11 protein-coding genes and 1 pseudogene are annotated in these 11,605 nt (G+C 50.4%); 10 read left to right on the top strand and 2 right to left on the bottom strand.

Annotation, left to right across the window (positions count from 1 at the left end; all coding sequences use genetic code 11):
- From AACZ40_RS24640 to AACZ40_RS24620, 5 genes and pseudogenes are all read left to right on the top strand, one after another.
- A pseudogene (locus AACZ40_RS24640) lies at positions 1 to 763 on the top strand (hypothetical protein); the annotation flags it as partial.
- A gap of 593 nt (positions 764 to 1,356) precedes the next feature.
- The gene (locus tag AACZ40_RS24635; protein WP_291166610.1) at positions 1,357 to 1,953 is read left to right on the top strand and encodes a PDZ domain-containing protein; all 597 of its coding nucleotides are present in this window, start codon (positions 1,357 to 1,359) and stop codon (positions 1,951 to 1,953) included.
- 230 nt (positions 1,954 to 2,183) lie between these two features.
- Positions 2,184 to 2,708: a RimK/LysX family protein gene (locus AACZ40_RS24630; protein ID WP_291166612.1), complete on the top strand. Its 525-nt coding sequence runs from the start codon at positions 2,184 to 2,186 to the stop codon at positions 2,706 to 2,708.
- A 42-nt stretch (positions 2,709 to 2,750) separates the two neighbouring features.
- Complete coding sequence (locus AACZ40_RS24625) at positions 2,751 to 4,001, top strand: RimK family alpha-L-glutamate ligase (RefSeq protein ID WP_291166614.1); 1,251 nt, start codon at positions 2,751 to 2,753, stop codon at positions 3,999 to 4,001.
- 8 nt (positions 4,002 to 4,009) lie between these two features.
- Positions 4,010 to 5,170 (top strand): succinylglutamate desuccinylase/aspartoacylase family protein, encoded by a 1,161-nt coding sequence (locus AACZ40_RS24620; RefSeq protein WP_291166616.1) that lies wholly within the window; start codon positions 4,010 to 4,012, stop codon positions 5,168 to 5,170.
- 142 nt (positions 5,171 to 5,312) lie between these two features.
- On the opposite strand, the gene AACZ40_RS24615 is transcribed toward AACZ40_RS24620, so the two are convergent.
- Both AACZ40_RS24615 and AACZ40_RS24610 read right to left on the bottom strand, forming a co-directional pair.
- On the bottom strand, positions 5,313 to 5,843 hold the full coding sequence (locus AACZ40_RS24615) for a carboxypeptidase-like regulatory domain-containing protein (RefSeq protein ID WP_291166618.1): 531 nt from the start codon (positions 5,841 to 5,843) through the stop codon (positions 5,313 to 5,315).
- A 90-nt stretch (positions 5,844 to 5,933) separates the two neighbouring features.
- Positions 5,934 to 6,872: a DUF1559 domain-containing protein gene (locus AACZ40_RS24610; protein ID WP_291166620.1), complete on the bottom strand. Its 939-nt coding sequence runs from the start codon at positions 6,870 to 6,872 to the stop codon at positions 5,934 to 5,936.
- 571 nt (positions 6,873 to 7,443) lie between these two features.
- Between AACZ40_RS24610 and AACZ40_RS24605 the strand changes: the two genes are divergently transcribed.
- The 5 genes from AACZ40_RS24605 to AACZ40_RS24585 form a co-directional block, all read left to right on the top strand.
- Entirely contained in the window at positions 7,444 to 8,184 is a 741-nt protein-coding gene (locus AACZ40_RS24605; protein WP_291166622.1) for a DUF2071 domain-containing protein, read from the top strand.
- A 33-nt stretch (positions 8,185 to 8,217) separates the two neighbouring features.
- Complete coding sequence (locus tag AACZ40_RS24600) at positions 8,218 to 9,141, top strand: hypothetical protein (protein ID WP_291166624.1); 924 nt, start codon at positions 8,218 to 8,220, stop codon at positions 9,139 to 9,141.
- 50 nt (positions 9,142 to 9,191) lie between these two features.
- On the top strand, positions 9,192 to 9,653 hold the full coding sequence (locus tag AACZ40_RS24595) for a hypothetical protein (RefSeq protein ID WP_291166626.1): 462 nt from the start codon (positions 9,192 to 9,194) through the stop codon (positions 9,651 to 9,653).
- 54 nt (positions 9,654 to 9,707) lie between these two features.
- Positions 9,708 to 10,130: a hypothetical protein gene (locus AACZ40_RS24590; RefSeq protein WP_291166628.1), complete on the top strand. Its 423-nt coding sequence runs from the start codon at positions 9,708 to 9,710 to the stop codon at positions 10,128 to 10,130.
- 154 nt (positions 10,131 to 10,284) lie between these two features.
- Positions 10,285 to 11,605 (top strand): GNAT family N-acetyltransferase (locus tag AACZ40_RS24585; protein WP_339676212.1); only part of this gene is annotated, 1,321 nt, incomplete at its 3' end.

Below are 11,605 nucleotides of genomic sequence, written 5' to 3'. Positions count from 1 at the left end.
AGGTACGGCAGGGGGTGTCGTGCGGGGACCGGATGGAGGTTATGCTGCCGGATTTGTGCATGTTCCCCCTTCCACACGGTATTATCATGGCGCTGTGATTCGCGGTGGCTTTGCAGGCTACGGGATGTATTATCCCGGCTGGTATGCCGCCCATCCGGGAGTCTGGTACGCGCCGGGCTGGCCAGCAGGGTATGCCTGGAGTGTCTGTACGTGGGATTCGATGATGGCCTGGTTGACTTTGGCCAATTCGCAGCCGCTGTATTATGACTATGGGAATAACGTGGTCTATCAGGACAACAGTGTTTACGTGAATAATCAGGATGTCGGTACTGCAGCAGAATACACCCAGCAGGCCAGCCAGCTGGCTTCTCAAGGTGCTTCTGCCGATGTCAGCGATCAGAAAAACTGGATGCCGCTGGGCGTATTCGCCCTCTCACCGAGCGGACAAACGAAATCCGATTCCGTTGTGGAACTGGCCGTTGATGCGAATGGTATCATCCGGGGTAATTACACTGATACGAAAACCAATAAAACTCAACAGGTGCAGGGCTCCGTGGATAAGAAAACACAACGGGCCGCCTGGACCGTCGGCGATGACAAAAATACCGTTTATGATACAGGCATCTATAACCTGACCAAAGACGAAGCGCCCCTGCTGGTGCATACCGGTAAAGATGAGACGCAGCAATGGCTCATGGTTCGCATCACTCAGAAGGACAAGGACAAAGATAAGACTTCCAGTCCACCTCCTCCCAGCGAGTAGTCACTGCCTGGCTTTTCAAATTTGAAAAACTTATGCGAACAGAGCTGGTTGTATTCAATCAGCTCTGTTTTGCGTTCCGGGCAACTCTATTTCGTTAATGGTGCCAGGTAATCAATGCGTTTTCTGTCGGAAAGGGCAGTGCAAGATCTGCTATCTGGATTTCAGTTTCTCATGCGGTGGCTTGAACCCTCAGCTTACAGGTTCTGGGACTCTGGTTCCAGAAAGCGTTTTCAATTTCTACTCAGCCTGAACTGGTGAAAATAGGGGAGTCTGAGGATGTTGCGAATAATCATCAGAATTCGATTTCCGTATTTGACAAGGTATATGCGTAAGCTAGGATAGGGTAAATGCGTTGAGTGCGTCAATTGTTGAATTGTCGTGGAAAGAGAAGCTCCGCAGCCAGAAATATCATGTATCATGTACATATTTTGAGATAAAGGGTTACTAAGATGAAATTGCAGAAGTCTATAACGAGCAAGGGCTTGCTTTGTCTTCTCACACTCTTTTTGGTCGTGAATTATGAATCACAGGCTCAAGAAGCTCCTGCCGCTAAACAAGATGGTTCGACCGCGCGTCAGAAGTACGCGGCTCTGATGAGTGACGCTCACAAGGCCCGGCTGAATCAACATTATTCAAAATATTATAAAGCTACCCTGGGCGTGGTTTGTACGGATGCTTCTGGCCCCCTGGCAGCGCATCTGACAAATGGTGCGCCAGACTGGTGGACCGGAGTAGGCACCAATCTGGATGGAAATCCCGGTTATGGTGTGGTCATTATGCATGTTGCTCCCGGATCTCCTGCTGAGAAGGCCGGTTTGATGAAGTACGATATCATTCTGTCTTTCGGCAGTCATCGCCTGGCTTCTGTTCGTCAGTTAAATTCTTTACTGGCTAAAGCGCAACCGGGTCAGGACGTCAAGCTTTCTGTCATCCAGGTGGGAGAACAGGGCGCTGTCAGCACCGTTGATGTCACTTTGGGCTGGTCAGAGCGAATTAACGCTCCTGCTGGGGGGAATCCCTCGCGGACGTTTGCACCACAGTATCCGTCTGCCTCTAATTTCGGTAACGATGATGAATACCTCATCAATCCCAAAGCACCTTTGAAATATCAGTATGCGGCACCTTACGAATATGCTCCCAAACTGGATCCGTCAGTTCCCATGGACTTCGGTACGAGCCCGATGAACTAATCAAGGAAGCAATTTACTAATAAGATTGACAGGCGATGCCACATACCGGTATCGCCTGTTTTTTTATGCGCTGTGGGTTCGTGTTGATCTGACTGTTCAGGCAGCCTGGTTAGCAGTTAGTGAACTGGATGCCATGAGCCGGGGGAGCCGTAATCAGTCAGAGAATCAGTGAAAACAGGTTACTGTACTGGTATCAGAGGCTAATTTGATGTAAACTCAGGTTCTCTAACTTGAAAGAGAGCAAAGGAGGCCATGCAGCAAACGTGACGAGAACACTGCAGAATGAAAAAAGACGGAAAACTGGTCTGCCTGTCATTGGCTGGCGAGAATGGATCAGCCTGCCGGACCTGGGAATTGAGAGCATTAAAGCAAAAGTAGACACCGGCGCCCGGTCGTCGTCTCTGCATGCTTATGATTTGCATCAGTTTGAGCGCGACAATGAAAAATGGATTCGATTTAAGGTCCATCCCGTGCAACGGAAAACGCGCGAGGTCGTTGTTGCAGAAGCCCGGATCTTTGAATTTCGATCTGTACGCAGTTCCAGTGGCAAGGCGAGTTTGCGGCCTGTCATCGTGACGAATATTAAGCTGCTGGGGGTCAGCTGGCCCGTTGAATTAACGCTCGCCAATCGAGATGAAATGGGCTTCCGAATGCTGCTCGGTCGTGAAGCATTCCGACGACGTTTTTTAGTTGACGCCGGGAAGTCCTACTATGGTGGAACTCCACAACAACCAAAAAAGCCAAAACGCGTGTAGCAGGATCTCACTGCAGCCGTTCAGGCGACAAAAGGATATTTCATGAAACTTGCAATTCTTTCGTGCAGCCCCCGCTGTTACAGTACCCGGCGATTGCGCGAAGCGGCAGAACATCGTGGCTTTCAGGTAAAAGTATTGAACACGCTCAAATTTGCCATTGATCTCAAACAGGCGGAACCAGATCTGTTTTTCCGCCAGAAGTCCATTTCTGATTATGATGCCGTCCTGCCCCGGATCGGTGCCTCGATTACCTATTTCGGAACCGCCGTGGTCAGGCAGTTCGAACAGATGGATATCTTTTGTGCAAACTCCTCTTCTGGTATTACCAACTCTCGTGATAAACTCCGCAGCCTGCAGATCCTGAGTCGGCATCAGATCGGGATCCCGCAGACAACATTTGTTCGAGATAAAAAAGACGTCTTGCCTGCGATTGAACGCGTGGGTGGGGCACCGGTGGTGATTAAACTTCTGGAGGGGACGCAGGGGATCGGCGTGCTCCTGGCCGAGACAGTGAAATCAGCAGAAGCCATCATTGAATTACTGCAGAACCAGAAACAGAATGTTTTGATTCAGAAATTTGTCGCAGAAAGCAAGGGGCGTGATATCCGGGCGTTCGTCGTTGGAGACCGGGTGGTCGCTGCCATGCGGCGTGTGGCGCAGGGACAGGAGTTCCGCAGCAATGTCCATCGTGGAGGCCTGACGGAACCGGTGATCCTTGATGAAACCTATTGTAAAACAGCGGTGCGGGCAGCGCAGATTATGGGCTTGCGCGTGGCTGGTGTCGACATGCTGGAAGGCAAAAGTGGTCCCCAGATCATGGAAATCAATTCCTCACCCGGCCTGGAAGGGATTGAGAAATGTACTCAGCTCGATATCGCCGGTGCCGTCGTGGATTACATTTCGGCCCAGGTTGATTTTCCGGAGCTCGATTTGCGACAGAGGCTGACTGTCAGCCGCGGATATGGTGTCACCGAGATCCATATCCCGGAAGGTTCAGAATATGTCGGGAAAGCCATCAACGAATCGGGCCTGCGGGACAAAGACATTAATGTGTTAACTCTCTATCGTGGTACTACCGTCATTCCCAATCCCCGTTCGGATCGGAAGCTGGAGTCACACGATCGTTTACTCTGTTTTGGCAAGCTGGAACTGATGCGCGATCTGGTTCCTTCAAAAACACGCCGCAAACGCCGTCCGAAAGTTCAGGATCTGCCCGAATTACCCGTGGCCGAAGAAGTGCTGACAGACGCTGTCAAGGAGACCGCTGAATCAGCGCGGTCAGGAAGGGATTGACGCCGCACATGACAAAACCGCGACAACGTAAGCCAATCGACCGATGGAACGGAGACTCTATTCCGGCTGGACAGTCGCGTGACGTCAAGCTGGCTGTCAGCGAAAGCTACAGCAGTATGAATGTCAAAATTCCCATTCACATCCGCCGGGCACAGGAAGACGGACCGGTTGTCTTTGTGACTGCTGCCCTGCACGGCGATGAAATCAATGGCACCGGCGCGATTCGTGAACTGATTCAGGACGCGAATTTTCATCTGTTGAGAGGATCAGTCATCCTGGTGCCGGTCCTCAATATCCTGGCCTTTGATCGCCACTCCCGCTATCTGCCTGACCGGCGCGATTTGAACCGTTCCTTCCCGGGCTCATCAAATGGAAGTCTTGCCAGTCGCATGGCGAGAATCATTTTTGACGAAATTGTATCCCGCTGTGATTACGGCATCGATCTGCATACCGCTTCGGTGCGTCGCACGAATTATCCGAATGTCCGCGGGGATCTGAGTAACCCTGAAGTAAGTCGTCTGGCGAAAGCTTTCGGCTCGGAAATCATCATGAATGGCAAGGGACCTGCGGGCGCGTTTCGGCGTGAAGCCTGCAACAGCGGTTGTCCCACGATCATCATGGAAGGGGGCGAAGTCTGGAAAGTCGAACCGGGGATCGTTGAGTCTGCAGCCCGCGGGGTCAGGAATGTCCTGCGCGACCTGAAAATGCTGGACGGCGAACCCGAACATCCCGACTACCAGGTAATCGTTGATAAATCGACCTGGGTCCGAGCAGAGCGGGGGGGCTTTCTCAAGTTTCACGTCAAGCCGGGCGACATCATCGAAAAAGATCAGCCCCTGGCGACCAACACCACACTGCTCGGCAGAGAACGCAGCATGCTGTATGCACCTTATGACTCGGTTGTGATTGGGATGACTACTCTGCCCGCCATCAGTCCGGGGGAACCCATCTGTAACCTGGGCATGCTGCCGGAAGGGACCAAACCCTCACAAATCCGGCGGTATCGACGTGAAGAAGACGGACTGGAAGGCCAGGTCGTGGATGAGCTTTCGACGAATCTGGTCGTGGTCGAACCCTGCGACGAGGCGGCACAATTGAAGCTGAATCCGAATCACCAGGGGGCATCGAATTCTGCTCCCGGCACCGGGGAACCAGCGGCCGCTGAATAAAATCAGCTTCTGGAAGCACAGTCCTGTTTCACCCGGAGGTTCTCTGCAGAGATCTCCCGGGATCGCTGTAGCAAGACTTCAAATCGTAAAGCGGGCTGATTGGAATCCAGCCCGGAATACTTACGATAAGATTCGTCAGGCATTATTTCGATGTTAACTCAAAGTCGAATGAGTTCTTGCCATCCACGACTTCTTTTTTCAGATCTGATTTTGTGTTATAGCGTTCAGGAATCGGATCTTTTTTGAAAGTTCCTTTGGGTAGCTTGATCGCAGCGACGCCATTGTTCTCGCCTGGAGAAGTGTCGATGGGCAAAGTCTGGGAGATTCCCCCATCGTCATCGGGGTTCTGGGAAGCAACTGGTCCACCGGTAATAATGCTGACTCTATGGGGACCAGGGATCGCGCCCTGCACATTTTCTTTGAATATGAGGGAATAATTTCCGGAGGAGTCGGTCCGCCCCGAGGAAGGATTCCCTTTTTCCGGGGCAAAAATGACTACCGCGTCAGCCAGAGGCTTCCCATCCATGGTGACAACACCTGAAACGGGAGCGAGTTTCACTTCATCACCCCCGCCTGAGCATCCCGTGCAGCAGGCCAGTAAGGCAGCTGCGGAGAACTGGAAAAAGAAACCTGTCTGCGGTAATTGTCGAGTTAATTTCGTTCCTGTCAGCATTAAAGTCAGCTTCCGGTCATAAAAAAATCAGAAACCCGATTTCACCAGAAATGATGAAATCGGGGTATAAAACATTCACAATGCAGAATATTAGAATTCGCCGATCACGTTTTTGTCATTGATGGAAGCCAGATAAATCAGGGTCTCGCCGTCAATATTTTCGCTGACGAATTGCACGCGTCCATCACCCAGCAGGAAATGGCAGCCGCCAGTATGGGAACTGCTTAACGTCCACTCATATTTCAGGCCGTTGGTCTGGTTAATACCGTTGATCAGGTAAATTGTGGAAGGGATGGGAGCCGTCGAGGATCCCTGCCAGTTTCGGACCAGCGCCGTGTGCCAGTACCAGTCTGCATAATTACCCCCTGTAGCAGTATTCGTAGGTACGGCGCCAATCCAGATGGAACCTGCAGCACGGTCTTCGGTTGTACGTTCACCCAGGATCAGCACATTGCTGACGCCATCGGTAATATCACGGATTCTGATAGAAGCGTGGTTATTCCAGGCAGCCGAATATCCCTGCGTGGTGGAAGTCGTCAAAATGCGGGAAGGAGAATACAAGGCGGGATAGTTTGATTTTCCATAGGAGTTGATATTCGTATTCACACCATCCATCGGATCCGAAGGGCAGTTAAATGCGGGGATCACAAGATTGACCACGGTGGGCTGCAAAACGACACCCGCCTGGGTGCGCCAGGGACCATTCATATTGATCTGATTATAAATGTTGGTCTGATCCATAAATGGCAGCAGCATGACACTCCAGCTCAAATAACTTTCCGTGGGGATTTCACCTGCCAGATTACGGATACCTTCAACCTGCATCTGCGGAAAACAGCGGTGAGTTTCGTGGTAGTTGTGTAGCGCCAGTCCGAGCTGCTTCAGATTGTTTTTGCAGGAACTGCGGCGTGCGGCTTCCCGTGCCTGTTGAACAGCCGGCAACAGGAGAGCAATTAAAATGGCAATGATCGCAATCACCACCAGAAGTTCGATCAGGGTAAAACCCCGTTTTCCATACAGCTGTCTCATCTTCGTCTCCGAAAGGCTTAAAAAGAAAAAAAGAAAAGGAAAAAACCACAATCTTGAATTCTTATCAGGCTTTCAGAATCGCGGAAAGCAGATGTATACACAGCAGGGTTGAGACAGAACGATGTTAAAAAGACTTGCCCATAAGGGGCTTTCAGGAAGCTGCCGGATACCGCATCTCGTGATAAGAGCGCAAAACTCGTGAACTGGAAAAAGAATCAACAGCAAAGAATTACGAGTCGGCTATCAGAGATTATGGGGCAGGGAGAAGGCCGTTGATACTGCTTTATTCAAGTTGACAGAATATTTAACACTCAATTATTCAAATAGCAACGGAGAAAAATTGAAAAATATTTTGTTTCGATGATTAAACAGGGAGGTGAAAACATGCATTTCCATATCTGATATGGATTTAGGAAAGCAAAAAATATTAAAAAATTTACACGACGGTACGGATGAAAGTCTCGTAATCATCGTAGCTTGCCTCTGACAGAATCACTTTGACGAAACGCATGAGATGGGGTATCGTGGGATCAGTCACGGGAGTTGAATCTCATTTCTCCAGGAGCCGTCGATGAAAATTCCTGCGATTGAAGGCGTGATAGACCGTCGTATTCTCGCCAATTTCCGGGTCGATCCGGAAGCCATGGCGCGGGTCCTGCCAGCTCCGTTCCGCCCCCAGCTGATTCAAGGCTATGCCATTGGTGGCGTGTGTCTCATCCGCCTGACGAAGGTCCGCCCCCGTTGTGCCCCCTTTTCCTGGGGAATTCGTTCGGAAAACGCCGCCCATCGGTTCGCCGTCGAATGGGTATCGGACGGACAGACGCAACAGGGGGTCTATGTGAACCGCCGCGATACCGATTCCTGTCTGAATGCCCTGGCGGGAGGACGAATCTTTCCCGGCACCCATCATCATGCCCGTTTTACAGTCGAAGAGACGGACACGCATTTCTCGGTTGCAATGCAGGCCAGAGATGGTCAGGCACAGATACAGGTGACAGGCTCTGTGACGGACCAACTGCCCGCATCGTCTGTTTTTGCCTCCGTGCAGGAAGCGTCTGACTTTTTCGAACAGGGTTCACTCGGCTATTCTGCCAGTAACAGGGCAGGGCACTTTGATGGTCTCGAGTTATGTTGTCAGGACTGGAAAGCGGAGCCGCTGCAGGTGGAATCCATCACGTCCAGCTTCTTTGATGATCCAGACCGGTTTCCGCCAGGGACTGTGGAATTTGACTGTGCCCTGCTGATGCGGGGCATTCCCCACGAATGGCACAGCCGCCAGGATTTGTGTTGCCCGGAAACCCTCCCGACCTGATCGATTTATTTCATGCTTAAAAGGAACACTTGAATGGATGCCCGTGTTTTTCTGACGTTGATCGTGTTCGGGCTGACTGAGACTCCCCTCAAAGCGGAATCGAAATCCCCTCCTGTCCATGAAACAGAGCAGCGGGCCCGGGAGGTTCTGCACGAATGGAGTGAAGAATGCCTGAGCTTCACAGGAGTACAAGGCGAGATTTTAAGAATCGATTACGATGATGTATTTCAGCAGCAAAAACATTCAGTGGGTACATTTGGCTATCTGGGACCTCAGTATGGTTTCTTTCGATACAACCCCGCACCGAATCAACCTGATCCTGACTCTCTGAAGAAAGCACCTGATGGGAGTCCTTATGAGTATAAAGAGGGTTTCAGCGAAGAATGGCGCTGGCAGAAATCATGGATCAGAAGCATCGATCACAGAGAAAAAAAGTACGAAGAGTTTAGAATTATTAAACGACCTCAGACTGAATCGGAGCCGAAATGGTATGATTTCGGTCGGTACTTCTCGGAAATGGACAACATGGCACCTGTTCTGCCTGGCGTGCCTAATCAGGCAAAATTTGATGAGTTTATTTCTCATTCTTATCTGATGGTCATTCGGGAAAATGACACTCATATCACGATTGCCGGTAAGCCAAAATTGCGGAGACATGCAGTTTTTTTTCAGGAATTCAAGCTCCATCTGGAGAAACGTCCCTGGAGATTGAAGGCCGTGCAATATATTCAACAAGGGGGTCAAACGAGCACCGTTTATCTCTTTACGAATGTGGAGTTCAATCCGCTGGAGCGGGATGATGAACCCGATCTGAGCGACTACCAGAACCTGAACGACCAGCCGATTGCCGCCCGATACCCCGAGAACGCAGAACGACAATCTTTCCAGAAAAAGGTGGGTTCACAGCCATCAGGTTCAGGATCGTTAATGGATTTGATTTTTCATTTGTTATTCTAGACTGAGTCCAATCTCGACTTATCAATCACTTCAAAGTCAGGTCGCAATAGATGTCTGAACAGACAGACAAATTCGAAAAACAGCTCAAAGTAGCCGGAGTGTTATTCATGGCTCTGGCCGGCCTCTGCCTGTTGGGGCTGTTGTTCCTGCCGCTCCATTACATGATGATGAAGTCGATGATGCAGTCATTTGAGCAGATTGAAATTCCGCAACCTCAACTTGGTCCTGACCCGCGCGAAATGTTCCAGACCATGCAGCCCCCCATTTATCTGATGTATGGCTTTATGGGGTTCCTGGGCCTGCTGTTTGGCGGCATGTCACTGGTCACCGGGATCAACCTTTACCGGAAAACCCACCGGACTGTCTGTATTTTTGGATCAGCGGCAGTCTGCATCTGGTTCCCGATCGGGACCGCTCTGGGAGTCTGGACGCTGATGATCCTGTTTGATAAACAGTCCCGACCTCTCTTTGAAGAACCAGATCTACTCACGGATGACGACTTTTTGTCTTGAATTCCAAGAAGATCGATTTGAGTACCCTGTTATTTCAACCAAGGAAAGCCCCTGATGACAGACAAGAGAGCGAGCCAGTTGAATCTGATCGGCGCACTGTTTTTAGTTCTGGGTCTGATCTCAATATTCAGTCTTGTGATTTTGAGGAATATTGGCGATCAGGTCAAAGAGAATGCGGAAGCAACAGCAAACCTGACATCCCTCGATGGGATGGAAAATGATCGCAGTGATCAATTTGATTCAATACAACGCAGTATGTTGCTGGGGATGTGGATCTGGACTGTTTTCTTCTCTCTGATCTGCTTTATGACTGGGGTATGCATTTTGAGGCGAATCAGTCATCGTTCCTGCCTCGTCGGTGCCGCTGTTATCTGTATCGTTTTTCCATTGGGGACGGTTCTGGGAGCCTGGACGCTGTTCGTATTAACTTCCAGGGAGACGAAGGCTTTATTTTCTGAAAATGGACATGATACCTGATCTGGAACTTTTGCTGATACGAAAAAATGCTGTCTGCCAGGTCATTGTCGGCATCTGTCGAGAAAAGGAATTACAAGCACTATTCAAAATCGGTCACACAAACGATAATGGTGATCTGTAATGAAACTGCTACCGATTCACTTAAGGATGCCTCATGGAACCGCTTGATCTGAAGGATTTTGAATGGAAAATTGAAGTCCGCCCTTTAACAATGGACGACTTTGATGCGTTAGTGGAAATGGAGCAACTCTGTTTTCCCGGCATGCAGACCTGGGGACGGGAGCATATCGAAAGCCAGCTCAAGCACTTTCCTGAAGGGCAGCTTTGTGTGGAAATCGATGGTCGCCTGGCGGCTTCCTCATCCAGTCTGATTCTGACGTTTGATCCCAGCATGGAATGGCATAACTGGAAAGCGGTCGCGGATGACGGGTTTATCCGCAATCATAATCCCAAGGGAGATACGCTGTACGGGATCGAAATCATGGTCCACCCCGAGTTTCGAGGCATGAAACTCAGCCGACGGATGTATGACGCGCGGAAAGAACTGTGCCGACAGAAAAATCTGACCCAGATGATCATCGCCGGGCGGATTCCCGGATACCATCTGCATGCCGACAAAATGACGGCTCGCGAATATATTGACTGTGTGGTCGAAAAAGCGGTCTACGATCAGGTGTTGACCGCGCAACTCGCGAACGGTTTTTCCGTGCAGGGGCTGATTCCGGACTATCTGCCTTCCGATACGGAATCCTGCGGCTATGCGACCTACCTGGAGTGGACGAATCTGGATTATAAGCGTGGCGCCAAACGGCGGTTTCATCATCCGGTCGAACCGATCCGTATTTGTGTCGTACAGTATCAGATGCGATCCATCAAAAATTTCGATGAGTTTGCTCAGCAGTGTGAATTCTTTCTCGATACCGCTTCTGATTATAAATGCGACTTCATCCTGTTCCCTGAGCTGTTTACCACGCAGTTGCTGTCCTGTGTGGAAGCGACCCGACCCGGTCAGGCGGCACGTCGACTGGCACAATTTACGCCCCAATACCTCGATTTCTTTACAGAAATGGCCGTCAAATATAATGTCAACGTGATTGGGGGCTCCCAGTTTGTCGTTGAGCATGACACACTGTTTAACTCATCCTATTTATTTGGTCGGGATGGTACGATCGGGAAGCAGGACAAAATTCACATCACTCCCAGTGAACGCAAGTGGTGGGGCGTCAGTTCGGGTAACCGGGTTGAAGTATTTGAGACAGACTGCGGCACCATCGCCATTCAGATCTGTTATGACATTGAATTCCCCGAACTGACCAGGATTGCCGCTCAGAAAGGGGCACAGATTGTCTTCGTTCCCTTCAATACGGACACGCGACACGGTTATCTGCGGGTCAGGCATTGTGCCCAGGCACGCTGTGTCGAAAATCACCTGTATGTGGCCATCTCAGGTTGTACGGGGAATCTGCCTTTCGTCG

The organism is uncultured Gimesia sp. (assembly GCF_963972345.1).
Classification (GTDB): domain Bacteria; phylum Planctomycetota; class Planctomycetia; order Planctomycetales; family Planctomycetaceae; genus Gimesia.
This window is presented reverse-complemented; position numbering and strand designations above follow the sequence as displayed.